The sequence below is a fragment of the Massilia pinisoli genome, assembly GCF_024753285.1.
GTDB classification, from domain to species: domain Bacteria; phylum Pseudomonadota; class Gammaproteobacteria; order Burkholderiales; family Burkholderiaceae_D; genus Telluria; species Telluria pinisoli.
The window spans coordinates 81,789-106,528 of sequence record NZ_JANUGW010000012.1 but is presented as its reverse complement, the minus strand read 5'-3'; the positions used below and the strand labels follow the sequence as shown (position 1 = coordinate 106,528).

Sequence of the window (24,740 nt, the reverse complement as noted above, 5' to 3'; positions counted from 1 at the left end):
TTCTACCCGCTTGAACGTATTCTACATAAATCTGCATTAAAAATGCATATTTAAGCGAAGTATTTTTTTCCCGCATTGATAGCAGCACGGAAAGTGGACCTATAATCGCGGACTTTGGATAGATAAGAGCGCGCTACCCGCGCGCCAAGAGGAAGACGCCGTGAACCAGACCCTGGGCCAAAAGCTCATCCGCACCAAGACGTCCGAGCACAAACTCGAAGACGGCCATGCCCACGCCCTGGGCCGCTCGCTGGGCTTATTTCCCCTGACCATGATCGGCGTCGGCGCCACGATCGGCACCGGCATCTTCTTCACGATGGTGGAAGCCGTGCCGAAGGCAGGGCCAGCCGTCGTGCTGTCGTTCCTGATGGCCGCCCTCACGGCGGGCCTCACCGCGCTGTGCTACGCCGAGCTGGCCGACCGCGTGCCCGCGTCCGGTTCCTCGTATTCGTTCGCCTACGCCACCGTCGGCGAGTTCGGCGCCTTCGTCGTCGCCGCGTGCCTGTTGCTGGAATACGGCCTCGCGGCCAGCGCGACGGCCATCGGCTGGTCGGACTACCTGAACAACTTCCTGCAGAACGCGCTCGGCTGGCAGATCCCGGACGCGCTGCGCTCGCCCATGGTCGTCGCGGGCAAGACGGGCGGCGTCGAATTCCACGCCGGCCATATCAACCTGCCGCCGATCCTGCTCGTCGTGCTGTGCTGCGTGCTGCTCATCCGCGGCACCAAGGAATCGGCGACGACGAACGCCGTCATGGTGGTGATCAAGCTCGTGATCCTGTTGTTCTTTTCCGCGATCGCGCTGTCCGGCTTCGACATCCGCAACTTCCACCCGTTCGTCTGGCCGGCCAACGGGCACGGCATCGGCGGGCTGGCCGGCGTGACGGCGGCCGCGGGCACCGTGTTCTTCTCGTTCATCGGCATCGACACCATCGCGACGGCTGGCGAAGAGGTCAAGAATCCCACGCGCGACGTCCCGATCGGCATCCTGGCCGCCCTCGGCATCGTCACGGTGTTCTACATGCTGGTGGCCATCGCCGCCCTCGGCGCCCAGCCGGCGACACAGTTCGCGGGCCAGGAAGCGGGTCTCGCCGTGATCCTGCAGAACGTGACGGGCAAGGCGTGGCCGGCGCTCGTGCTGTCGGCCGGCGCCGTCATCTCCGTGTTTTCCGTGACTCTCGTGACGATCTACGGCCAGACGCGCATCCTGTACGCCATCGCCAAGGACGGCCTCGTGCCGCAGGCCTTCCGCACCGTCAATCCGCGCACGCAGTCGCCGGTGACGAACACGCTGATCGTCAGCATCGCCGTCGGCACCGTCGCGGGCCTCGTCGACTCGACCTTCCTGTGGGACATGGTGAGCATGGGCACGCTGGTCGCGTTCATCGTCGTGTCGATCGCCGTGCCCGTCATCCGCCGCAAGCAGGGCGACACGGGCCGCAAAGGGTTCCGCGTGCCGTTCGGGCCTTACCTGGTGCCGGGCCTGTCGATCGTCGCCTGCCTGTACCTCGTGTTCGGGCTGTCCAGCACGACCTACACCGTTTTCACCATCTGGATGACCGTGGCCGTGCTGACCTATTTCGGCTACGGTATCCGCAACAGCCGCCTCAACAAGGTCGAGGCGGTGCGGGCGGAGTTGACGCACTGAGTCATCATTGGGCCAACGGGCGCACGTAGGTCAACAGGCTGACGAGCGTCTTGCCCGGCTCTTCCCACGGCACCATGTGCGCCGAACGCTCGAACCACACGGCCTGCTTGGACGGCGCCTGCACCTGCGCGAGCCAGGCCTCGGTCGGTGCCGTCGGCGTCGTGTAGTCGTGCCGGCCCATGAACATGACGACCGGGATCGGGAAGCGCTTCACGTTCGAGAAATCCACTTGTACGAATTCCGGCAGGATGCGGCCCAGCGTGAACAGGTTGCCCTGGTCGATGTCGTGCGCCTGCTTCGCATCGTAGTCCGGCGACAGGCGCGGGCCGTCGAAGTAATAGGCCGATTCGCTGCGCCACGCACTCAGGCCGCCGTAGTACTGCGGCCACTTGCGCGCCACGATGATGCGCTCGCGCGTGATCGGCTGGTTGCCGGGGTAGGGCGCGATCGATTCCAGGTCGTGCAGCGCTTCCTCGTTCTTGTGCAGCTTCGCCTGCTCCAGCGCGTACTCGAAGCTGATACGCTCGTTCTCGCGCGTGCTGATCACCTGCCCGATGCCCACGTAGGCATAGAATAAATCGGGCCGCTTCAGCGCCGCCTTCATCGACACGATGGTGCCCCAGCTGTGGCCCATCAGGATCAGCTTCTTCTTGCCGTAGCGCTGGCGCAGGTGCTCGGCCACGTCGATCGCGTCGTCGACGTAGCGGTCGATGTGGATCGTGTCCGCGATCTTGTCCGGCGCCGTCTCGCCGTACGTCCTGCCCGCGCCGCGCTGGTCCCAGTTCGCGATGGTGAAGTATTCCTCGAGCGGACGCTCGAACTGCCACAAGGTGGGCGTGACGGGCGCCGCGGGGCCGCCGTGCACGAAGAGGATCATCGGATTGTCGCGCTCCTGGCCGCGCACGGTGAGCCACTGGTCGATGCCGCCGATGCGCGTCTTGTACGACTCCTGCACGCCGTGCGGCGCGACGATTTTATCCAGGTCCGCGACGATGGCGCGGGCCTTGTTCCAGGCGTCGTCCTGCGCGCGCACGTCCGCGCACGCGATGCCGAGCAGGGCCCAGCACCAGATCCAGATTCGTTTCATTGCAGCCTCCTTGTTCTTGATGTGCCGGCAGTGTAAAGGGATGCCCGCGGGACGCGCAGGCGCGATGGCATGGATTGCACATTGCGCGGGATGAGCTGCAGATGGCGCGGATGGAATACTTGGTACACTTGTCCGACTGCCAACACATCGACGAGACCCCATGCATACACAGCCCCAGCCGACCCGCCACGACATCCTGCCGCCGCAGGTGGAACATCTCACCAACATCCTGCCGGACGACCCCCTGCTCATGATGGGCGCCGGCCCCGTGCCGATCCCCAGCGCGGTCGCGCGCGCGAATTCGGTCGTCATCAACCACCTCGGCGAGACGATGGCGAAGATCATCGGCCAGGTGAAGGACATGGCCCGGTACGTGTTCCAGACCCGCTCCAACTGGGTGCTGGGCGTGGCCGGTCCAGGCTCGGCCGCGATGGAAATGGCGATCTGCAATCTGGTCTGGCCGGGCACGCGCGTGCTCTCGATCTGCAATGGATTCTTCAGCGGCAGGATGGCGGAAATGAGCCGCCGCGCCGGCGCGGACGTCGTCGAGATGAACGAGATCTTCCCGCACTCGCTGTCGCTGGAACGGCTGGAACAGCTGCTCGACCAGCACCGGCCGCACTGCCTGACGCTCGTGCAGGGCGAAACATCCAACACGACGTTCAACGCCGACGTGAAGAACATCGCGCGGCTGGCGCAAGCGCGCGGGTGTCTCGTCATCGTCGATGCCGTGTGCACGCTCAGCACGACGCCGTTCGAGATGGACGACTGGCAGGTCGATGCCGTGATCACCGGTGGCCAAAAAGGGCTGTCGTCGATACCCGGCGTCTCGCTGCTCGCGTTCTCCGACGCCGCATGGAGCCGCATCCGCGAACGGCCGACGCCCAATACGCACTGGTGCCTGGACGCGCTGCTGGCCGAGAATTTCTGGCACAAGGCGTCGTACCACTACACGGCGCCCGTGTCGGGCGTGCTGGCGCTGCACGAAGCATTGCGCCTCGTGTGCGAGGAAACGCTGCCGGTCCGCTTCGCGCGCCACCTGCGCTGCTCGACGGCACTGCAGGACAGCATCGAGGCGATGGGCCTGTCGCTGTTCGCGCCGGCGGCATCGCGGCTCAATTCCGTCGTCGGCATCAATCTGCCGGATGGCATCACGAACCAGGCCGTGTGCTCCACGATCTCCAGCCGCTACCAGGTCGAGATCTCCGGCTCGTTCGGCCTGCCCATCGTCAGGATCGGGCAGATGGGCGAACAGTGCCGCGCGCACCACCTGTTCCGCACGGTGCACGCGCTGGGCAGCACGATGCGCGACCTCGGTACGACCGTCGACCTGCCGGCCGGTATGGCCGAACTGGAGAACTCGCTGCAGCGCTCCAAAGTCGAAACCGCCTGATCACAACACGCCCATCTCCTTCAGAAGGTTGTCCGCATGGTCGACCTTCTCCATATTCCACAGGATGTAGCGGATGTCGACCTGGATGTCGCGCGTGGCGCGCGGGTCGAAATCCCAATCCGAGATGATGGAATCGAGCGTGCCGTCGAACGCGAGGCCCACCAGTTCGCCACGCGCGTTCAGTGCGGCCGAGCCGGAGTTACCGCCCGTGATGTCCAAGGTGGCGAGGAAGTCGACGGGGACGGTCTTCAGCTTCGGATCGGCCCAGCGGCCGAAGTCCTTCGCGCGGATGGCGGCCAGCTGGCGCTCGGGCGCATTGAACTCGCCTTCGCCCGTGTGCTTCGCGACGACGCCTTTCACGGTCGTGAACGCGGTCCATGAGCCCGTGCCGTCCGCGCCGTAGTCGCGGCCCTTCACGTTGCCGAAGGTGACGCGCAGCGTGCTGTTCGCATCCGGGTACACGGCGCGGCCGCGGCTGTGCAGGTACGCGATCTTGGCTTTCATGTAGCCGGCGTAGGCATTCTGGATGTTCCCCGCGAGTTCGTCGTCTTCGGCCTCGCGTTTCATGTCGGCGTCGTACATCGCGACGGCGGCCTTGATGAAGCTGTCGTTGCTGGCCTTGAAGTCCTGCGGGGTCTTCGTCAGCCACGCGGTGCGCTGATCCTTGTTCTGCAGCTGCGAACCCGCGTAGATGCGGTCGAGAGCCGCTTTCAGCTCGGCCTCGCTCATGCCGGGCCGGATGCCGAGGGCGGCATCGAACGCCGCGTCGTGCTGGTCGGCGGGCTGCGCGTTGTACTGCTTCAGGAAGTTCAGCACGAGGGCCTTGTCGACCTTCTCGTCGTACGTGCGGTCCTGGCCGCCGATGACGGACGCCAGCCGGGGCGCGTCGCGCTCCTGGTAGCCGGACTTGCGTTCGATGTCCGGCTTCGTGCGCTCGTTCGCGAGGCGGTACAAGGTGCGCGCCGAGTTCAGGAAGCGCGGCATCGAATAGCCGAGGAAGAAGTCGCGCCGTAATTCCGCATCGCGCCGGGCGATCAGTTGTTCGGCCGCCGCGATGTCGCCACCGAACGCCGCGCGGCGCTGCGGGTCCGCATTGACCCACGCCTTCAGCGCCTCGTGCTCGGCCGTCTTGCGCGCGAGGATGTCGCTGCCTGCGTAACTGGCGAGCATGCCCTTGCGGTTCTTGTAGTAGTTGTTGACGCTCGCGATCTGGCCCGCGTACTTCAGGTGCGTGGCCGGATCGTTCTTCGTCTCGCGCTCGATGATGGCGAGCGTCTCGCCCGATGCCTTCACGAAGGCGGGGTAGTTCCAGTCGAACGTGAACGCCACTTCCGAGGGCAGGCGGTGCCGGTTCGTGCGGCCGGGGTAGCCGAGGGCCATGACGAAATCGCCTTCCTTCACGCCGTCTTTCGCGATTTTCAGCCACAGCTTCGGGCGGTACGGGACGTTGTCCTTCGCGTAGTCCGCGGCCTTGCCGTCCTTGCCGACGTAGGCGCGATAGAAGCCGTAGTCGCCCGTGTGGCGCGGCCACATCCAGTTATCGGTGTCGCCGCCGAACTTGCCGATGCCGACGGGCGGCGCGTGCACGAGGCGCACGTCGCGGATCTCGAGCTGCCTGATGCGGTAGAACTCGAGGCCGCCGTAGAAGCTCGCGACGGTGCAGCGGTAGCCGGGGTCCTTCTCGCATTCCGCGACGAGGATTTTCTGGTTCTTCTCCATCGCGTCCTGGCGCGCCCTGCCCGTCAGCTTGGCGACTTCCGGCGTGATCACGCGGGTGCTGACGTTCGCGACGTCTTCCGTGACGAACACGCGGCTGCCCGGTGCTGCCGGCAATTCGTCCGCCATCGTCTTCGCGAAGAAGCCATCGGCGAGCAGGTCGCGCTGCGGCGTGGAATTCACGGCCACGCTGTTGTACACGCAGTGGTGGTTCGTGATCACGAGGCCTTGCGGCGACACGAACGACGCCGAGCAGCCGCCGAGGCTCACGATCGCGCCCATCGGGAAATCGGTCAGTCGCGTGAGGCTCGCGGGATCGAGCTTGAGGCCGTCGGCCTTGAGCTGCTTCGCGACTTGCGGCAGCTGCTGCGGCATCCACATGCCTTCGTCGGCATGTGCGGCGACACTGGCGAGGATGGCGAGCGAGAGAAGGGTGGATTTCATCGCATGTCCTTTGCGATCAAAGCTGCGCGCCGATCAGGTCCGCCAGCATGCCGCCGATCTTTTCCTTGAGCGGCCGGTTCTGCCAGGCCTGCAAGGTGACGGGGCGCGCGTGCTTCCAGTCGTCCTCGAACACGGCCTCCTGCTGCCTGGCGAAGCCGGGGTCGAGCACGTTCAGGTTCGCCTCGTCGTTGAGGATGAACGAGCGGTTGTCGAAGTTGGTGGACCCGACGGACACGAGCAGCGAATCGACGATGAGTGCCTTCACGTGGTACATCGTCGGCTGGTACTCGGCCATCTTGATGCCGGCCGCGAGCAGCTGGCCCCAGCGCTCGCGCGACGCGGCGCGCACGACGTCGGAATCGATGACCGGGCCGGGCGTGATGATGCGCACGTCCACGCCCCGTTTCGCCGCCGCGATGAGGGCCTTGATGGCCAGTTCGTCCGGCACGAAATACGAGTTCGACAGGTGGATCGTACGGCGCGCGGCCGTGATGGCGAGCAGGTACATCAGGTGCATGCTCTCGCCGCCGCCCGTGGGCGAGCTGGAGAACATCTGCGCGGGCATGTCGCCTTTCGCCGTGAGCGCGGGGAAGTAGTCGGGGCCGTCGAGCACGGCGCCCGTCGCCTTCGTCCAGTTGTCGTTGAAGACGGCCTGCATCTGGCCGACGACGGGGCCTTCCACGCGAAAATGCGAGTCGCGCCAGTGGTCGGGGTCCTGCGCGTGGCCGCGCCATTTGTCAGCGATGCCGACGCCGCCCGTGAAGCCGACCTTGCCGTCGACGATCAACAGCTTGCGGTGCGTGCGGTTGTTCAGGCGCGCGAGCTTCCACCAGACGGGCTTGTGATAGCGGTGCACCTCGACGCCGGCGCGGCGCATCGCGTCGAGCGACGCTTCGCCGATCTTCATGCTGCCGATCCAGTCGAGCAGCACGTGCACCTTGACGCCGGCGCGCGCCCGTTCCGACAGCGCTTCCGTGAATTCGCGCCCGATCGTGCCTTCCCAGTAGATATAGGTTTCGAAGCTGACGGACTTCTGCGCGGAGCGGATCGCGGCCAGCATGGCGGGGAAGATCTGGTCGCCGTTGAGCAACGCGTCGGCCTTGTTGCCCTCGACGATCGGGGGACCCAGCAGCACGCCCAGCGAGCGGCGGAACTGCGGGTCGCCCGTGTCGTATTGCCGGGTGAGCTGCGTATCGATCTTTTTTTCGCCGGGCGAGAAGTTCAGCACGAGCAAGCCCGCCACGAGGGTGGCGATACAGGTGATGAGGATGATCATGGGACGTTTGATACGCATGAGCTCGGGTTCCAGACGTAAAAAAACCAACGCCAGCCGACGTTGGTTTTCAAAGCGGGGCTTGCACCTGCTTAGCGGACGCGGCCGCGACGCAGCAGATTCACGATGGCGAGCAGGATGACGGCGCCCAGGAACGACACCAGCAGTGACGAGACACTGAAGTCATCCGAATTGATGGTGCCACTGCCGAACAGCGGGGACAGCAGCCAGCCACCCAGGAAGGCTCCGATGATGCCGACCACGACATTCAGAATCATGCCTTGCTCAGCATCCGTTTTCATGACCATGCTGGCGAGCCAGCCGAGCACACCACCAACGACGATCCAGATAATGAATAACATGTTGAGTCCTCCTCAAGTTGGAAAAAACATACTCCAGGCCAATTGAATGCCGAGGCCATGTGCAAAGTCTAGTGATGCACACGGTACGGGGTCGGTGCGCTGCCGAACGTTAGACGCGCAATCCGGCGCCGTGTTCTCTTGTGGTGCGGAATGTCCCCACCTGAGTGCGTCATCGAACAGAAGGTCGCTGTTGGGCAGGCATATCGTGTAAATCACCTTGCATCACCCGACCCCGGCATCCCGGACCACATCGATTTACCGAAAGGATCCATCATGGCTACTTACGACACGACAACGACTACGACAACGACCAAGGACAATCGCATGATCACCGGCCTGTTCCCGGACCGTGACAGCGCCGAGCGCGCCTACAACGCGATCTCGACCCGCGGCTACACGAAGGACGACGTCAACCTGATGATGTCGGACTCCACCCGCAAGACTTTCGCCGACTCCGAGACTGAGCTGGGCAGCAAGGCCGCCGAGGGCGCCGCTGCCGGCGCCGGCATCGGCGGCACGATCGGTGCCGTGCTGGCCGGCGTGGCCGCTATCGGTACCTCGCTCGTGATCCCGGGCGCCGGCCTCGTCGTCGCCGGCCCGCTCGCGGCCGCGCTTGCCGGTGCGGGCGCCGGCGGCATCACCGGCGGGCTGATCGGCGCACTGATCGGCGCCGGCATTCCGGAAGAGCGCGTGAAGCACTACGAAGAAGGCATCAAGAACGGCGGCATCGTGATGGGCGTGACGCCGCGTTCGGACGAAGACGTTGCCTACCTGAACCAGACCTTCGTCGATAACGGCGGCTCGCACGTGATCGGCACCGGCATCGGCGCAGCAGCAGGTGCAGCGACCGGCGCCGCCCTCGGCGCGGTCGGCGGTCCGATCGGCATGGCGGCAGGCGCCGCGATCGGCGGCATCGCCGGCGGCATGGCCGGCAAGGGCGTGGGCGAAGTCGTCAATCCGAAGGCGGGCGACGACCTGGGCGAACACTATCTGGCCAAAGGCACGGGCGCAGGTGCTGGTGCCGCGATGGGTGCGGCGGCCGGTTCCGTGGCCGGTCCCGTGGGTGCGCTGGCCGGTGCCGCGATCGGCGGCCTGGCCGGCGGCGCAGCGGGCCGCGGTGCGGGCGAAGTGGCGAATCCGCACTCGGAAGACCGCCTGCATGAGCACAACCTGGCCCAGGGTACCGGTGCCGGCGCGGGTGCGCTGACCGGTGCGGCCGTCGGCAGCGCCGCCGGGCCGATCGGCACCGTCGCGGGCGCTGCCATCGGCGGCATCGCGGGCGGCATGGCCGGTAAGGGCGCGGGCGAAGTCGTGAACCCGAAACCGGGCGACCAGCTGCATGAGCACAACCTGGCCGGCGGCGTCGGCGCGGGCGGTGGCGCAGCGGCAGGTGCCGCGCTGGGCGCCGTGGGCGGTCCGGTGGGCATGGCGGCCGGTGCCGCAATCGGCGGCATCGCCGGCGGCATGGTCGGCAAGGGGGCGGGCCACCTCGTCAATCCGACGGCGGAAGATGCGTACTGGCGCACGAACTACCAAACCCAGCCGTACTACCAGCAGGGCTACACGTACGACGATTATTCGCCGGCCTATGCGCTGGGCTACAACAACGCCCGCCGCTTCCCGAACTACGACCTGGCCGAGCCGCACATGGCGGACGAATGGGACCGCGTGAAGGGCCAGTCGCGCCTGTCGTGGGAGCAGGCCAAGTCGGCCAGCCGCGCCGCGTGGGACCGCGTGGAGCGTGCGATGCCGGGGGACCTGGATCGCGACGGCCGTTGATTCATCTGCGTAAATAAAAAAGCCCCGCGGCCGTTGCTGGCCGCGGGGCTTTGTTTTTGCGAAGGCCGATTACTGCTTGACGGCTTCGACCTGGATGGCCAGCTTGACTTCCGGCTTGAAGCCCATCTTGACGCCGTAGTCCACGCCGAAATCGGCACGGTTGAACGTGGCCGACGCGTCGGCGCCGCACACTTCGCGCTTCAGCATCGGATGCGGCATGCACTTGAACTGGTTGATGTGCAGGGTGACCGGCTTGGTCACGCCGTGCAAGGTCAGTTCGCCGTCGACCGAGGTCGGCACGTCGCCCTTGAACACGAGCTTGCCCTTGTAGTTCGCGGTCGGGTACTTGGCGACGTCGAACATGTCCGGGCCCTTGGCGTGCTCGTTCAGCTTGCTGTGACCGAAGTCCAGGCTGGTCGCGTCGATGTTGATGTCCACGGTGCCCGTCTTGTTCGCGCGATCCAGGACGATGGTGCCGTCGGTCTTGTCGAACTTGCCGCGCCAGTTCGACAGGCCGCCGAAGTGGTCGGCCTCGAAGCTCGGGAAGGTGTGACCGGAGTCGACCTTGTAGACGTCGGCGAAGGCGGCGCTGGAAGCGAAGACGGCGGCGAGCAGGGCGAGATGCTTGAGTTTCATGTAAAACGATCCTTTAACGGTGGGTGTTGGATTACTGTCCCGCGGCGACGCGGAACTTGATGACGACGTCGTCGGCGACCATGCTCGTGTCCGTCCACTCGCCTTCGCCGATATTGAACGCCAGCCGCTTGATGGGCAGCTGGCCTTCGAAAACCTGTTTGCCGCCTTCCGGCTTGATGGTGACGGGGAACGTCACGTCCTGGGCATGGCCCTTGATCGTGAGCTTGCCCGACACGGAGAGCTTGCCCGCGCCGGCCGGCTTGATGGCGGACGACACGAACGTGGCCTTCGGAAACTTGGCCGAGTTGAACCAGTCCTTGCCGGCCACTTCCTTGTTGTACTCGGCCTCGCCGATGTCGAAGCTCGCGGTGTCGATGTCGACGCGCGCGCTCGCCTTGTCCGGATGCGCGGCGTCGTAGTCGATCTGCGCGTTGAAGCTCTTGAACTTCGATTCGACGGGCACGTTCATCTGCTTGAACACGGCCGAGACGCTGCTGTGCGCCACGTCCGTTTTCAGCGGCACGGCGTTGGCGATCAGGGTGACGCCTGCGAGGATGGCAGCAACGGTGCCGCGGGTAAATGTCATGGATATCTCCTTCAAAGGGAACGGCCCGGCAGCATGCGTCCCAGCGTGCCGTCGCGGTCGATGAACTGGTGCTTCAGGGCGGCCACCACGTGCAGGCCGACGAGGCCGGCCATGACCATGTTCAGCCAGTAGTGGATGGGCTTCAGCGCCTCGGCCAGCGCCGGGTTCTTGGCGATCAGCACCGGCAGCTGGAACAGCCCGAAATAGACGACCGGGAAGCCGGCCGCCAGCGTGTAGAAATAGCCGGACAGCGGCACGGCGAAGATCAGCACGTACAGCAGGTGGTGCAGGCCGTGGGCGGCGCCGCGCTGCCACGCGGGCATCGAGTCGGGCAGGGCCGGCGGACGGTTCTTCAGGCGCCACAGGATGCGCAACGTGGCCAGCAGCAGCACCGTGACGCCGGCCCATTTATGCCACGAAAAATACTTCAGCTTCGTGGGCGAGATGCCGGGCATGTCCGTCATCACGAGCCCCAGCGTGAACGCGCCGATGATCAGCACGGCGATCAGCCAATGAAGCACGATGGCGGTCGTGGTGTAGCGCTGCATGGGGGCTCCGATCAATTAGTACGCGTTAGAACTAAATCTTACCAAATCGGCTGGCTTAAGCAGCCTGCATTTCCTTGGACACACTAGCATGACTTGCATGCGAGCGTGATTTTGCAATACGGACACTTTACCCGTTCCAAATTGGGTGAGGAAGCCACCTTCGCGGATAACTTTGTTCAGCCAGCGGCACAATCCGTGGTGCGTTTGCCAGTCTCTACCGTGCGTACAAGAAAAACCGTCCAGCGTGAAGGTAAAATGTTGAGAAAATGGATTTATAAAACATAATGGTTGGGAAATGATCATTTCCTTCGATAAGCGATGAACGCGACGGGCCGTCCCTTTCCCTGGACCTTGCTGCTGGCCGGCCTGGCGCTCGCGCAGCCGGCATGCGCCGACGACGCGGTGCGGCGGCCCGGCGGGGAATTCGTCGACCTGTCGATCGAGGAGCTGGCGAACATCGACGTCACGTCCGTGTCGCGCCGGCCCGAGCGCCTGCAGGACGCGCCGGCGTCGGTGTACGTGATCACGGCGGAAGACATCCGCCGCGCGGGCGTCCGCAACCTCGCGGAGGCGCTGAACCTCGCGCCCAATGTGCAGGTCGCGCGTGGCAGCAACACCGACTATTTCATTTCCGCGCGCGGCATGAACGGCACGAGCAACAGCCCGGCCAACAAGCTGCTCGTGATGATCGATGGGCGCTCCGTGTATTCGCCGCTGTTTTCCGGCATGTTCTGGGACGAGTCGGACGTGATGCTGGAAGACGTCGAACGGATCGAGGTGATCAGCGGCCCGGGCGGCACCTTGTGGGGCGTGAATGCCGTGAACGGCGTCATCAGCATCACGACGCGCCACGCGCGCGACACGCAGGGCGACCTGCTCGTGCTGCGTGCGGACAGCGACGGCGGCGCGGCCGCGTTCCGCCACGGCGGCGCCATGGCCGGCGGCGCGTGGCGCGCGTACGCGAAGGTGTTCGGGCTCGCCCGCAGCGAACTGGCGTCCGGCCAGCCCATCGACGACGACTGGACGCAGGGCCAGGCCGGATTGCGCGGCGACTGGGCGCGGGGCGCCGAGCGCTTCAGCGTGAACGCCAACACGTGGCGCGGGCGCCAGGGCCAGCCGGCGCCGGGCGTCATCGGGGCGCCGGGTGCGGACAAGGGCCTGGGCGACATCACGACGCATGGCGCCAACGTGACGGGGCGCTGGGAACACCTGCTCGACGGCGGCGGCAGCGTGACGGCGCAGGCGTATTACGACTACCGTTACCGCCGCGTGCCGCCGACGTTCCGCGACGCAGTCGACATCGCCGACCTGCAGCTGCAGCACGCGCTGGCGCCATTGGGCCGTCACAGCATCGTGTGGGGCGGCGAATACCGCTACAGCTGGGACCATGTCGAGAACAGCCGCTTCGTCGCGTTCCTGCCGGCCAGCGACAAGCAGGCGTGGGCCAGCCTGTTCGCCCAGGACGAGGTGGCGCTGCGCGACGACCTGCGCCTGACGGCCGGCGTGCGCTGGGAGCGCAATCCGTACACGGGCGCGGAATTCCTGCCGAACGTGCGCCTGTCCTGGCGCGCCACACCCGCGCACGCGTTCTGGGCGGCCGTGTCGCGCACCGTGCGCGCGCCGTCGCGGCTGGACGTGGATGCCTATGTGCCGGGCGCGCCGCCGTACCTGCTGGCCGGCGGCCGCGGCGTGCGCGCCGAGACCGCGCGCGTGTTCGAGCTGGGCTACCGCGGCCAGGCGGGGCAGATCGTGTCGTATTCCGTGACCGCGTTCCGCAACCTGTACGACCACCTGCGCACGCAGGACGTCACGCCCGACGGCAGGGCGATCGTGTTCGGCAACCTGATGGAAGGCCGGTCGCGCGGCCTCGAGGCCTGGGGCAATGTGCAGATGACGGACGCCTGGCGCCTGGCGGCGGGCGCCACGCTGCTGCACGAGGAATTCACGCTGAAGCCGGGCAGCGGCGACGAGGGCAGCGTCATGACGACGGGCCGCGACCCCGCGTACACGGCGCAGCTGCGCTCCAGCCACGTGCTCGACGAGGCGCGCGAACTGGAGGTGGCCGTGCGCCGCAACGGCGCGCTGGGCTACCCGGACGTGCCTGCCTACTGGGCCATCGACGCCCGCTTCGGCTGGCGCTGCGCGCCGGGGATGGAGTTGTCGGTGATCGGCACGAACCTGAACGGCGGCCATGCGGAATACGGCGTCGCGTCCGTGCGCGGCGAGGTGCCGCGGACGGTGGGTGTCAAATTGACGTGGCAGCGGTGAGGGCACACGCCGGTTGAACGCGTGGACGGCCGAGCCGTCCACCCTACCGGTGTTGCCAACGTCGTTGAACAACCGGGGGCATCAAACACGTGCCCACGCGTTCAACCAGCGTTCGCATGATCGCGCGGCCAAAAAAAACCGGGGACGCGCCCCGGTTTTCGATCAGATGGCCTTCGCCAGCTGCGCCGCCAGACCCGTGTAATTCGCCGGCGTCATCGCCAGCAGCAGGTCCTTGGCGTCCTGCGGAATCGCCAGCTTGCCGATGAATTCCTGCAGCGCTTCACGGGTGATGCCCTTGCCGCGCGTGAGTTCCTTCAGCTGCTCGTACGGGTTCTCGATGCCGTAGCGGCGCATCACGGTCTGCACCGGCTCGGCCAGCACTTCCCAGTTCGCGTCCAGGTCCTGCGCGAGGCGCGCCGGGTTCACTTCCAGCTTGTTCAGGCCGCGCAGGCAGCTGTCGTACGCGAGCAGCGCGTAGCCGAAGCCCACGCCGATATTGCGCAGCACGGTGGAGTCGGTCAGGTCGCGCTGCATGCGCGAGACCGGCAGCTTATCCGCCATGTGGCGCAGCATGGCGTTGGCGAGGCCCAGATTGCCTTCCGAGTTCTCGAAGTCGATCGGATTGACTTTATGGGGCATCGTCGACGAGCCGATCTCGCCGGCCTTCAGCTTCTGCTTGAAGTAACCCAGCGAGACGTACGTCCAGATGTCGCGGTTCAGGTCGAGCAGGATCGTGTTCGTGCGCGAGATCGCGTCGAACAGCTCGGCCATGTAGTCGTGCGGCTCGATCTGGATCGTGTACGGGTTGAACGTCAGGCCCAGGCGCTGTTCGATGACGTTCTTCGAGAACGCCGGCCAGTCGAAGCCGGGGTACGCGGACAGGTGCGCGTTGTAGTTGCCGACGGCGCCGTTCATCTTGCCGAGGATTTCCACGTCGGCGATGCGCTTCACGGCGCGCTGCAGGCGGGCGACGACGTTGGCGAATTCCTTGCCGAGCGTGGTCGGGCTCGCGGTCTGGCCGTGCGTGCGCGACAGCATCGGCAGGTCGGCGTTGACGTGGGCGATCTCGGTCAGCTTGGCGATGACGGCGGCAAGCGACGGCAGCAGCACGCCGTCGCGCGCGGCCTTCAGCATCATGCCGTGCGACGTGTTGTTGATGTCTTCCGACGTGCACGCGAAGTGGATGAATTCGGACGCCGCGACCAGTTCCGGCACGTCCTTCACTTTCTCCTTCAGCCAGTACTCGACGGCCTTGACGTCGTGGTTGGTGACGGCCTCGATTTCCTTGATGCGGGCGGCGTCGCTGTCCGAGAAGTCGGCAGCCAGCTTGTCCAGCAGGGCGCCGGCCTGCGCGGAGAACGGCTTCAGCTCGGCGAAACCGGCCTGCGACAGCGCCTGCAGCCAGGCGATCTCCACTTTCACGCGGTGGTGCATGAAGCCGGCTTCCGACAGGATCGGGCGCAGTTTGTCGGTCTTGGCGGCGTAGCGGCCGTCCAGCGGGGACAGGGCCAACAGGGTCGAGGAGGAGGCGGTAGAGGTCATGGGAGGACGGAAGCGGTGAGTGCAAAAACGAGATTCTACCATCGGCAGCCTGGCGCCGGCCGCTTTGTCAAGTCTCATTTGGCCACCGTTGCACGCGGTTCCCCGGCGTTCGGCGGACGATAGGCCGATGCTATACTGTCTGCCAATCTCCATTACTGAGCATTTATGAAACTCATCGGTTCCTTCACCAGTGCCTATGTGCGCAAGGCGCGCGTCGTGCTGGCAGAAAAAAAGCTCGACTATCAGTTCGAGCTGGAAAACGTCTGGTCGGCGGAAACGAAGATCGCGTCGTCGAACCCGCTCGGCAAGGTGCCCTGCCTCGTGATGGAAGACGGCAGCACGATGTACGATTCGCGCGTCATCGCCGAATACCTCGATACGCTGACCCCCGTGTGCAAGCTGCTGCCCCCGAACAGCCGCGACCGCGCCAACGTCAAGGTGTGGGAAGCGCTGGCCGACGGCGTGCTGGACGCGGCCGTGCTGGCCTACCTGGAGCGCACGTGGCGCCCGGCCGGGCAACAGAGCCAGGCCTGGTTCGACCGCCAGATGGGCAAGGTGCACGGTGGTCTCGCCGTCATGGCCGAGAACCTGGGCGAGCAGCCGTTCTGCATGGGGATCCACTACACGCTGGCCGACGTCGCCGTCGGCTGCACGCTGGGCTGGCTGGCGTTCCGCTTCCCGGACATCGCCTGGCGCGACACCCACCCGAACCTGGCGCGCCTGTTCGACAAGCTGTCCGAACGGCAGTCGTTCAAGGACACGGTCCCGCACTGACGCTCGGCCAATGACGACGCCATCCCGGCGGTTGCAGATGGCCGATATCGCACGCCTCGCGGGCGTGTCGACGTCGACCGTGTCGCGCGCGCTCAGCCACAGCCCCCTCGTCAACCAGGAGACGCGCGACCGCATCCTCGACCTCGCGCGCTCGCTGAACTACACGATCAACATCGGCGCGCAGAACCTGCGCCTGCAGCAGAACCGCACGGTGGCCGTCGTCATCCCGATCGACCAGTCGTCGCGCCAGCAGCTGTCCGACCCGTTCTTCCTGTCGATGCTGGGCAGCCTCGCGGATGCGCTGAGCGAGCAGGGGTTCGACACGCTCGTCTCGCGCGTCGACGCCGACCAGGTCGACGCGGCCGCCGCGCCGTTCGACGGCGGGCGCGCCATCGGCGTGATCCTGATCGGCCAGGGCCGCCACCACGACCAGCTGAACAAGATGGCCGCGCGTGGCGTGCCATTCGTCGTCTGGGGCGCGCAACTGCCGCAGCAGCTGTACACGACGGTCGGCGGCGACAACGTGACGGGCGGCCGCCTCGCGACGGAACGCCTGCTGGCGCAGGGCCGGCGCCGCATCGCCTTCCTCGGCGACACAACGTTGCCCGAGGTCGACCTGCGCTACCGCGGCCACGTGCAGGCGCTGGCCGCGCACGGCCTCGCGCCCGACCCGCAACTGCAAGTGGCCGTCTCGTTCCTGCCCGAGAGCGGCGGCCAGGCCGTGGCAGAACTGGCGCGCCGCGGCGTCGACTACGACGCCATGTTCGCCAGCAGCGACCTGCTCGCGATGAAAGCCATCCACGCCATGCGCGCACAGGGCCGCGACGTGCCGGCCGACGTGGCCGTCGTCGGCTACGACGACATCGAGCTGGCCGGCTACTTCCACCCGCCGCTGACTACCATCGGCCAGCCGCGCGACGTGGCCGCGCGCGCGCTCGTCGACGCGCTGCTCGTCCTCGTCGACGGCCGCACCGTGCCGTCCGTCCAGCTTCCCACCGAACTGATCGCCCGCGCCAGCGCCTGACCCGGCGCCGCTGCGACGCCGGCGTTGCACGTGTTTTTGCAAACGTTTGCAATCTGATGATGCAGAGAAGGCGGCAGTGCTGCAAATGCACAGACTTGCACCGGTGCGGCGTTTTTGCAACGTTATTGCAATCGTTTGCAATTTTCGAAAATTCGGGAAATAATGGCCGCGTGCCTGACAAGGTGCCAACAAATCGAGCGCCGCACGGCGGCCAACACAACGGAGGAGACATGGAAGTTCGCATGAAGCACACGGCGCGTGCCGTGGCGCTGGCTTTGCTGCACCTGGGCGCGGCATCCGCACAAGACGCCGGCCAGCAGCCGGCCCCGCAATCGACCGACGGCCTGAAGATGGAGCGCGTCGTGGTCACCGGCACACCGATCGGTTCCAGCAAGATGAAGTCGAGCGTCTCGGTCAGCACCCTGGAAGCGGACGCGATCCAGAACCTGGCGCCGACGAGCGCCGCCGAAGTGCTGCGCGCGATCCCCGGCGTGCGCTCGGAATCGTCCGGCGGCGAAGGCAACGCCAACATCACCGTGCGCGGCGTGCCCATTTCCGCGGGCGGCGCGCGCTACGTGCAGATCCAGGAAGACGGCCTGCCGGTGCTGCAGTTCGGCGACTTCAACTTCATCACCCCGGACAGCTACGTCAAGATCGACGGTTCCCTCGACCACGTGGAAGTCGTGCGCGGCGGCTCGGCATCCACCTTGGCCACCAACTCGCCCGGCGGCATCATCAACTTCATCAGCAAGGACGGCAAGGAAAAGGGCGGCAGCATCGGCCTGACGCGCGGCGTCGATTACGACAGCACGCGCGTCGACTTCGACTACGGCACGCCCGTGTCGGACCGTGACCACGTCTTCGTCGGCGGCTTCTACCGTCGCGGCGAAGGCATCCGCAACGCGGCCGGCAAGGACGAACGCGGCGGCCAGCTGCGCGCGAACTTCACGCACGATTTCGACGGCGGCTTTGTGCGCGTGTCACTCAAGCACCTCGACGACCAGAGCCCGACGGCGCTGCCGGTGCCCGTCCTCGTCAACAACGGCCACATCTCGGAAATCCCCGGCATCGACCCGCGCTACGCATCGTTCTATTCGCCGTACTGGGTCCAGGACGTCTCGCTCACGAAGGGCAACGGCCACGTATCGAGCGACGTCAACGACGGCCTGTCCGTGAAGAGCAATGCGATCGGCCTGGAAGGCTCGTACGACCTCGGTAACGGCTGGACCGTGACGGACAAATTCCGCAAGGCGTCCAACAGCGGCCGCTTCATCGGGGTCTTCCCGGCCGACAGCGGCACCGTCGGGAGCTACACAGTCGCGACCGGCCCGTCCGCCGGCCAGGCGTACAACGGCCGCGCCATCAATGCCGTCGTCTTCAACACGTCGATCGACGACGCGGGCAATACGCTGAACGATGCACGCGTCACGAAGACGTTCAAGCTCGATGGCGCAAAGCTCAACCTGACCGCGGGCTGGTACTCGTCGCTCCAGAAGCTGGGCTTGACGTGGAACTTCAACCAGTACCTGCTGCAGGGGACGGGCGACGACCCCGCGCTGCTGAAGACGGCGAGCAGCACGCCGGGCTTCGTCGGTCCCGCGTTCGGCGCCTGCTGCTCGCGCGCCGTCGACGTCGAATACCGCACCAACTCGCCGTACGCGAACATCGGCTGGGAGCAGGGCCCCGTCAACCTGGACGCCAGCGTGCGCCGCGACCGCCAGCATGCCGGCGGCAGCGCCAACATCGCGACGAACGCGGCGAGCTACGATCCCGCCACCGTGCAGCACGTCGACTACGACATCGGCCACACGTCGTATTCCGTCGGCGGGAACTGGCGCGTGACGCCGGCGCTGGCGCTGTTCGCCCGCACCAGCGAAGGCGTGGCGTTCAACGCCGACCGCATCCTGTTCGGCACCCCGCTGGACGGCAGCGCGCCGATCAGCATCAACACCGTCAAGCAGTTGGAAGGCGGCGTGAAATGGCGCAGCGGCGGCCTGTCCACATTCCTCACGCTGTTCCGTGCCCGCACCAAGGAAAGCAACTACGAGGCGACCACGCAGCTGTCGACCGCGAACAGCTACGACGCGAAAGGCGCCGAACTGGAAGCCGCGTATCGCCTCGGCGACTTCCACGTGACGGGCGGCCTCACGCTCACGAACGCGAAGATCACGGCGACGGCGCCGGGCGGCGAAGCCACCGTCGGCCACACGCCGCGCCGCCAGGCGCACGCCGTGTACCAGCTGGCGCCGAGTTACGACCTGGGCCCGGCCAGCTTCGGCCTGACCGTGGTCGGCACGGGCAAGAGCTGGGGCGACGACGCCAACACGCTCGTCCTGCCGGGCTACACCGTCGTGCACGCGTTCCTGAACTACCAGGTGACGCCGAAGGTGCAGCTGTCGCTGAACGCCAACAACCTGTTCAACCGCATCGGCTACACGGAAATCGAAGGCGACGGCCACGCCGCCCGCTCGATCACCGGTCGCGCCGTGAAGGCCAGCGTCAAGTACGCGTTCTGACGCGTCCCCTCCTGGGCCGGCGCCTCGTCGCCGGCCCATCATCCTGATTCTTGAGATCCATGACGACGATGTCACTTCCCCTGCGTCGCCTGCTCGACGCATTGCCCGCCGGCCGCCAGGGCGACGCGCGCCGGCGCGCCGCGCGCCATGAGGCCGTGCTGGCCGACCGCCTGCACCGGCTGTACGGCCACCTGCCGGGCCACGCCGCCTGGCTGGAAAGCCTGATGACCGACGTGGGCCGCCTGATGGCTGCGCGGCCCGCGGCCCTGCAAGCCGTCGACGCCGCGCGCGAGGACGACCCGGCCTGGTTCTGCGCGCCGACGATGCTGGGCTATAGCGCGTACGTCGACCGGTTCGGCGGCAATCTGCGCGGCGTGAAGGCGCGCATTCCGCATCTGCGCGACCTCGGCGTCACGTACCTGCACCTGCTGCCGTTCCTGCGCCCGCGCGCGGGCGAGAACGATGGCGGCTTCGCCGTCGCCAGCTTCGACGACGTCGACCCGCGCCTCGGCACGGTCGCCGACCTGGAAGACCTGACGGCGTCGCTGCGCGAAGCGGGGATCAGCCTGTGCTCCGACCTGATCCTGAACCACGTCGCCGATGATCACCCGTGGGCGCAAGGCGCCGCGGCCGGCAATACGCACCTGCGCGGCTTCTTCCACGTGCTGGACCGCGAGGAGGCGGACGCGTACGAAGCCACGCTGGGCCAGGTGTTCCCGCAGGCCGCCCCCGGCAACTTCACCCACGTCGACGCGATGGGGGGCTGGGTGTGGACGACGTTCTACCCGTTCCAGTGGGACCTGAACTACGCCAATCCCGCCGTCTTCGCGGCTGTCGCGGCCGCGCTGCTGCGCCTCGCGAACCGCGGCATCGACGTGTTCCGCCTCGATTCCACGGCGTTCCTGTGGAAGCGCCTCGGCACCGATTGCATGAACCAGCCGGAAGCGCACTGGCTGCTGCAGGCGCTGCGCGCCATCGTCGACATCGCCGCGCCGGGCGTGCTGCTGAAGGCCGAGGCGATCGTCCCGACGCGCGAACTGCCCGCGTATGTCGGCGGCGCCGACGCGCCCGAATGCCACCTGGCTTACCACAGCACCTTGATGACGGCCGGCTGGGCGGCGCTCGCGGAAGAAGACGCGAGCCTCGTGCGCGCAGTGGCCGCCGCGACGCCCGCATTGCCGGCCGGGGCCAGCTGGCTGACCTATGTGCGCTGCCACGACGACATCGGCTGGAAGCATTTGCTGGCCGAGGCGGGCGCCATCGAGCGCCTCGCCGCCGTCGCGCACTTCTACAACGACGGCGCAAGCTACGCGGCCGGCACCGGCTTCCAGGGTGGCCTCGCGACCAACGGCACGGCGGCCGCGCTGTGCGGATACGCGGCCGACGCGTCCGATGCGGCGTTGCGCCGGCTGCTGCTCGTGCATGGCCTGGCGCTGTGCTTCGGCGGCCTGCCCGTGCTGTACATGGGTGACGAACTGGCGATGGCCAACGACGACAGTTATCGCAACGACCCCGCGCGCGCGCACGACAGCCGCTGGATCCAGCGCGCGCCATTCGACATCGTCCGTTACGCGGAGCGCACCGATCCGACGACGCCGGCCGGGCGCGCGTACGCGGCCCTGCGCCGCCTGATCTGCCTGCGCCGCGAATTGCCCGAGCTGGCGGCCGGCGTGGCGTGCACGATGCTGCCGTCCGACGATCCCGCGCTTCTGGTGCTCGCCCGCGGCGACGGTTTCCGGGCGCTGCTCAATTTTTCCGGCCGCCCGCTCGCGCTCGACCTGGGCGCCTACGGCGGCACAGGCACGCTGGCGCTGGCCCCGTGGGACCAGGTCTGGCTGCACCGCGGCCGGCCGTTGGCGTGATCCATGACGAGGAACGACATGACACAGAGTGGACAACAGACCGTCGCCGTGTTCGGCGAAGCACTGGTCGACGACTTCGGCGACCGCCAGGTGATCGGCGGCGCGCCGTTCAACGTGGCGCGCCACCTGGCCGCGTTCGGGCAGGATGCCTTGATGCTGACGCGCGTGGGCCTCGACGGGAACGGCGCCCGCATGCGCGCCGAGTTCGAACGCTTCGGCCTCACGATGGCCGGGCTGCAGGTCGACGCGACGTTGCCGACGGGCGCCGTGCGCGTCGACCGTCTGCCCGACGGCGGCCACCGCTTCACGATCCTGCCGCATCAGGCTTATGATGCGATCGACGGCAATGCCGCCGTCGCGGCGCTGGATGCTGCGCGGCCGGCGACGCTGTATTTCGGCACGCTGGCCCAGCGCGAGCCGCTGTCGCGCGACGCGCTGACGCGCCTGCTGGGCGCCACGGACGCCTGCCGCTACCTGGACCTGAACGTGCGGGCGGGGCAGGTGACGGAGCGGTGCGTGTACGCGTCGCTGCACGCGGCCGACATCGTGAAGGTCAACGAAGAGGAGTTGCAGGACTTGTTCGGCTGGTACACCCATATGCGCCTCCCGACCGACGACATGGCGGACGCCGACGTGCGCCACGCGTGCGCGACCTTGCTGCGCGTGTTCAACCTCGCGGGCCTGATCGTCACGCTGGGCCCGCGCGGTGCCGTGTACTTCGGCGCCGACGGCGCGCGCCACGCCACGCCGGCGCTCGCCGCGCCCGTGCAGCTGGCCGACACCGTGGGCGCGGGCGACGCGTTCTCCGCCGTGTTCCTGCTCGGCCGCGCACGCGGCTGGCCGCTGGACGTCCTGCTCACCCGCGCCAACGAATTCGCCGGCGCCGTGTGCGGCATCGTCGGCGCCGTCCCGGACGACCATGCGTTCTACCGTCCATTCATCGAACGCTGGGAGACACCATGTCCAAACCACGCATGACGTTCTGGCAGATCGTCAACATGAACATCGGATTCTTCGGCATCCAGTTCAGCTTCGGTCTGCAGCAGAGCAGCATGAGCCCCATCTACAAATACCTCGGCGCGGACGAGGCGAGCCTGCCGTACCTGTGGCTTGCTGGACCGATGACGGGCCTGCTTGTGCAGCCGCTGGTCGGCGCGCTGAGCGACCGCACGACGAGCCGCTGGGGACGACGCACGCCGTACTTCCTCATCGGCGCCATCCTGTGCAGCATCGGCCTGCTGCTGATGCCGTACAGTCCCACCTTGTGGATGGCCGCGAGCCTGTTGTGGATCCTCGACGCCGCCAACAACGTGACGATGGAGCCGTACCGCGCGTTCGTCAGCGACAAGCTGCCCGCGAGCCAGCACACGCTCGGCTTCCTCACGCAGAGCGCGTTCACGGGCCTGGGCCAGACGCTGGCATATCTCGCGCCGTCGCTGCTCGTCTGGACCGGCATGGACAAGGACGCCGTCAACGGCAGCCACATTCCGCAGGTGGTCGTGGCCGCGTTCCTGATCGGCGCCGTGTGCTCGCTCGTCTCCGTGCTGTGGTCCGTGAAGACGACGCCCGAAGACCCGCTGCCGGCCGAGAAACTCGCCGCCATGCGCGCGGCGCCGGGCGGCTGGCGCCATACGCTGGTGGAGATCGCCGAGGCCGTGCGCGACATGCCTCCGACGATGAAGCAGCTGGCGCTCGTAAAACTGTTCCAGTGGTACGCGATGTTCTGCTACTGGCAATTCATCACGCTGTCGCTGGCGCGCACGCTGTTCGGCACGAGCGACGCGGCGTCGCCCGGCTTTCGCGACGCGGGCCTGCTGAACGGCCAGATCGGCGCGTTCTACAACTTCGTCGCGTTCCTCGCCGCGTTCGCCCTCGTGCCGTTCGCGCGCCGCATCGGACCGCACGTCGTGCACGCCGTGTGCCTGCTGCTGGCCGGTGCCGGCATGCTCGCGATCCCGCACATCCACGCCCCGGTGCTGCTGCTCGTGCCGATGGTCGGCATCGGCCTGGCATGGGCAAGCATCATGGGCAATCCGTACGTGATCCTCGCCTCCAGCCTGCCGCCGGAACGCACGGGCGTCTACATGGGGATCTTCAACATGTTCATCGTGATCCCGATGATCATCCAGATCTTCACGCTGCCGCTGATCTACCGCGGCTGGCTGGGCGGGAATCCGGAAAACGTGATCCGCCTCGCGGGTGCGCTGCTGATCTGCGCCGCCGGCGCGATGCGACTGGTGCGCTACAATGCCCCGGGTGCGATCGAACGGACGGAGACGGCGTATGGTGAAATGGAACGGGATGGCGGTGGTGTTCGGCGAGGTGCTCGTTGAGGAAGGCCCAAGCGCCCCGGTCGTGGGCGGCGCACCGTTCAACGTGGCGCGCCACCTGGCCGCCTTCATGGCGCCACCCCTCCTGATCACGCGTATCGGCGACGACCGCAACGGCGCCGCGGTGCGCGCGGAGCTGGAGCGCTTCGTCATCCCCGACGCCGGCCTGCAGGTCGACCCGATGGAAGAGACGGGCCGCGCCGTCGCCGAGCGCCACGGCGGGGCCCCGCGCCTGGCGCTGCTGCCGCGCCAGGCCTACGACTTCATCGACCCGCAAGCGGCCGCCGCGGCCGTCGCCGACGGCGGCCACCACGACACCGTGTATTTCGGCACGCTGGTCCAGCGCGAGGAACGTTCGCGGCTGGCGCTGACGGCCGTGCTGGACGCGACGGCCGCACTGCGCTTCCTCGACCTCAACCTGCGGCCCGGCCAGGCCACGGAAGCCATCGTGACGAAGTCGCTGACGATGGCCGACGTCCTCAAGGTCAACGAAGAGGAATTGCAGGCGCTGTTCCAGTGGTATTTCCAGATCGGCCCCAACGATGCGGCGCTGTCGCAGGACGAAGTGCACGCGGCCTGCCGCGCGCTGATGGACCGGTTCTCGCTGCAGGCGTTGATCGTCACGCTGGGCCATCGCGGGTCCGTGTACTTCGGCGCGGACGGCAGCTACGTCGCCACGCGCGACAATCCGGTGCCGCCGTTCGTGATCGACACGGCGGGCGCCGGCGACGCGTTCTCCGCCGTCTTCATGCTGGGCCGCGCGCGCGGCTGGCCGCTGGAAACCACCTTGGCCCGAGCCAACGAATTCGCCGGCGCGATCTGTGCCGTCAGCGGCGCGGTGCCCGGCGATATGGGCTTCTACGACAAGTGGGTCGCGCGCTGGCGCGAGACTGCGGCCTGACCTTGGCGGCGATGGCGGCCACTCCGCCGTCTCGTTCGGCATTACCTTCCG

Annotated in this window: 19 protein-coding genes; 11 read left to right on the top strand and 8 right to left on the bottom strand. The window is 67.0% G+C overall.

Annotated features, from left to right (window positions below):
• Nucleotides 1-160 precede the first annotated feature (160 nt).
• The gene (locus NX784_RS17070) at nucleotides 161-1,648 is read left to right on the top strand and encodes an APC family permease (protein ID WP_258817889.1); all 1,488 of its coding nucleotides are present in this window, start codon (nucleotides 161-163) and stop codon (nucleotides 1,646-1,648) included.
• A gap of 4 nt (nucleotides 1,649-1,652) precedes the next feature.
• Here NX784_RS17070 and NX784_RS17065 read toward each other — a convergent pair whose 3' ends face one another.
• On the bottom strand, nucleotides 1,653-2,735 hold the full coding sequence (locus NX784_RS17065; protein ID WP_258817888.1) for an alpha/beta fold hydrolase: 1,083 nt from the start codon (nucleotides 2,733-2,735) through the stop codon (nucleotides 1,653-1,655).
• A gap of 160 nt (nucleotides 2,736-2,895) precedes the next feature.
• Here NX784_RS17065 and NX784_RS17060 point away from each other — a divergent pair, with 160 nt between their 5' ends.
• Complete coding sequence (locus tag NX784_RS17060; protein WP_258817887.1) at nucleotides 2,896-4,128, top strand: pyridoxal-phosphate-dependent aminotransferase family protein; 1,233 nt, start codon at nucleotides 2,896-2,898, stop codon at nucleotides 4,126-4,128.
• On the opposite strand, the gene NX784_RS17055 is transcribed toward NX784_RS17060, so the two are convergent.
• The 3 genes from NX784_RS17055 to NX784_RS17045 all read right to left on the bottom strand — a co-directional run bounded on the left by NX784_RS17055 (nucleotide 4,129) and on the right by NX784_RS17045 (nucleotide 7,923).
• Nucleotides 4,129-6,288: a S46 family peptidase gene (locus NX784_RS17055; protein ID WP_258817886.1), complete on the bottom strand. Its 2,160-nt coding sequence runs from the start codon at nucleotides 6,286-6,288 to the stop codon at nucleotides 4,129-4,131.
• Between the two features lie 16 nt (nucleotides 6,289-6,304).
• On the bottom strand, nucleotides 6,305-7,582 hold the full coding sequence (locus NX784_RS17050) for a phospholipase D-like domain-containing protein (protein ID WP_258817885.1): 1,278 nt from the start codon (nucleotides 7,580-7,582) through the stop codon (nucleotides 6,305-6,307).
• Nucleotides 7,583-7,653: 71 nt separating this feature from the next.
• Nucleotides 7,654-7,923, bottom strand: coding sequence for a GlsB/YeaQ/YmgE family stress response membrane protein (locus tag NX784_RS17045; RefSeq protein WP_105379201.1), 270 nt, complete (start codon nucleotides 7,921-7,923; stop codon nucleotides 7,654-7,656).
• A 324-nt stretch (nucleotides 7,924-8,247) separates the two neighbouring features.
• On the opposite strand from NX784_RS17045, the gene NX784_RS17040 reads away from it, so the two are divergent.
• On the top strand, nucleotides 8,248-9,702 hold the full coding sequence (locus NX784_RS17040; protein ID WP_258817884.1) for a hypothetical protein: 1,455 nt from the start codon (nucleotides 8,248-8,250) through the stop codon (nucleotides 9,700-9,702).
• Between the two features lie 69 nt (nucleotides 9,703-9,771).
• Here NX784_RS17040 and NX784_RS17035 read toward each other — a convergent pair whose 3' ends face one another.
• The 3 genes from NX784_RS17035 to NX784_RS17025 are packed head-to-tail and all read right to left on the bottom strand — an operon-like array spanning nucleotide 9,772 to nucleotide 11,472.
• On the bottom strand, nucleotides 9,772-10,338 hold the full coding sequence (locus NX784_RS17035; RefSeq protein ID WP_258817883.1) for a YceI family protein: 567 nt from the start codon (nucleotides 10,336-10,338) through the stop codon (nucleotides 9,772-9,774).
• A 31-nt stretch (nucleotides 10,339-10,369) separates the two neighbouring features.
• The gene (locus NX784_RS17030) at nucleotides 10,370-10,924 is read right to left on the bottom strand and encodes a YceI family protein (protein WP_258817882.1); all 555 of its coding nucleotides are present in this window, start codon (nucleotides 10,922-10,924) and stop codon (nucleotides 10,370-10,372) included.
• 11 nt (nucleotides 10,925-10,935) lie between these two features.
• The gene (locus tag NX784_RS17025; protein ID WP_258817881.1) at nucleotides 10,936-11,472 is read right to left on the bottom strand and encodes a cytochrome b; all 537 of its coding nucleotides are present in this window, start codon (nucleotides 11,470-11,472) and stop codon (nucleotides 10,936-10,938) included.
• 318 nt (nucleotides 11,473-11,790) lie between these two features.
• Here NX784_RS17025 and NX784_RS17020 point away from each other — a divergent pair, with 318 nt between their 5' ends.
• Nucleotides 11,791-13,740 carry a TOL_0244 family TonB-dependent receptor gene (locus tag NX784_RS17020; RefSeq protein ID WP_258817880.1) on the top strand — a complete coding sequence of 650 codons (1,950 nt, stop codon included), beginning with the start codon at nucleotides 11,791-11,793 and terminating at the stop codon, nucleotides 13,738-13,740.
• 162 nt (nucleotides 13,741-13,902) lie between these two features.
• Here NX784_RS17020 and purB read toward each other — a convergent pair whose 3' ends face one another.
• Entirely contained in the window at nucleotides 13,903-15,282 is a 1,380-nt protein-coding gene (purB, locus tag NX784_RS17015; RefSeq protein ID WP_258817879.1) for an adenylosuccinate lyase, read from the bottom strand.
• 165 nt (nucleotides 15,283-15,447) lie between these two features.
• Here purB and NX784_RS17010 point away from each other — a divergent pair, with 165 nt between their 5' ends.
• The 7 genes from NX784_RS17010 (at nucleotide 15,448) to NX784_RS16980 (ending at nucleotide 24,689) form a co-directional block, all read left to right on the top strand.
• Complete coding sequence (locus NX784_RS17010; protein ID WP_258817878.1) at nucleotides 15,448-16,056, top strand: glutathione S-transferase C-terminal domain-containing protein; 609 nt, start codon at nucleotides 15,448-15,450, stop codon at nucleotides 16,054-16,056.
• Nucleotides 16,057-16,066: 10 nt separating this feature from the next.
• Nucleotides 16,067-17,080 carry a LacI family DNA-binding transcriptional regulator gene (locus tag NX784_RS17005; RefSeq protein ID WP_258817877.1) on the top strand — a complete coding sequence of 338 codons (1,014 nt, stop codon included), beginning with the start codon at nucleotides 16,067-16,069 and terminating at the stop codon, nucleotides 17,078-17,080.
• 230 nt (nucleotides 17,081-17,310) lie between these two features.
• Nucleotides 17,311-19,596 carry a TonB-dependent receptor gene (locus NX784_RS17000; protein WP_258817876.1) on the top strand — a complete coding sequence of 762 codons (2,286 nt, stop codon included), beginning with the start codon at nucleotides 17,311-17,313 and terminating at the stop codon, nucleotides 19,594-19,596.
• A gap of 59 nt (nucleotides 19,597-19,655) precedes the next feature.
• Nucleotides 19,656-21,458: an alpha-amylase family glycosyl hydrolase gene (locus NX784_RS16995; protein WP_258817875.1), complete on the top strand. Its 1,803-nt coding sequence runs from the start codon at nucleotides 19,656-19,658 to the stop codon at nucleotides 21,456-21,458.
• A gap of 18 nt (nucleotides 21,459-21,476) precedes the next feature.
• The gene (locus NX784_RS16990; RefSeq protein ID WP_258817874.1) at nucleotides 21,477-22,436 is read left to right on the top strand and encodes a PfkB family carbohydrate kinase; all 960 of its coding nucleotides are present in this window, start codon (nucleotides 21,477-21,479) and stop codon (nucleotides 22,434-22,436) included.
• Nucleotides 22,418-23,791, top strand: coding sequence for an MFS transporter (locus NX784_RS16985; protein ID WP_258817873.1), 1,374 nt, complete (start codon nucleotides 22,418-22,420; stop codon nucleotides 23,789-23,791). Before NX784_RS16990 ends, NX784_RS16985 begins: the two co-directional genes overlap by 19 nt.
• On the top strand, nucleotides 23,742-24,689 hold the full coding sequence (locus tag NX784_RS16980; protein WP_258817872.1) for a PfkB family carbohydrate kinase: 948 nt from the start codon (nucleotides 23,742-23,744) through the stop codon (nucleotides 24,687-24,689). The genes NX784_RS16985 and NX784_RS16980 overlap by 50 nt, the downstream gene beginning before the upstream one ends.
• The last annotated feature ends 51 nt before the right edge of the window (nucleotides 24,690-24,740 follow it).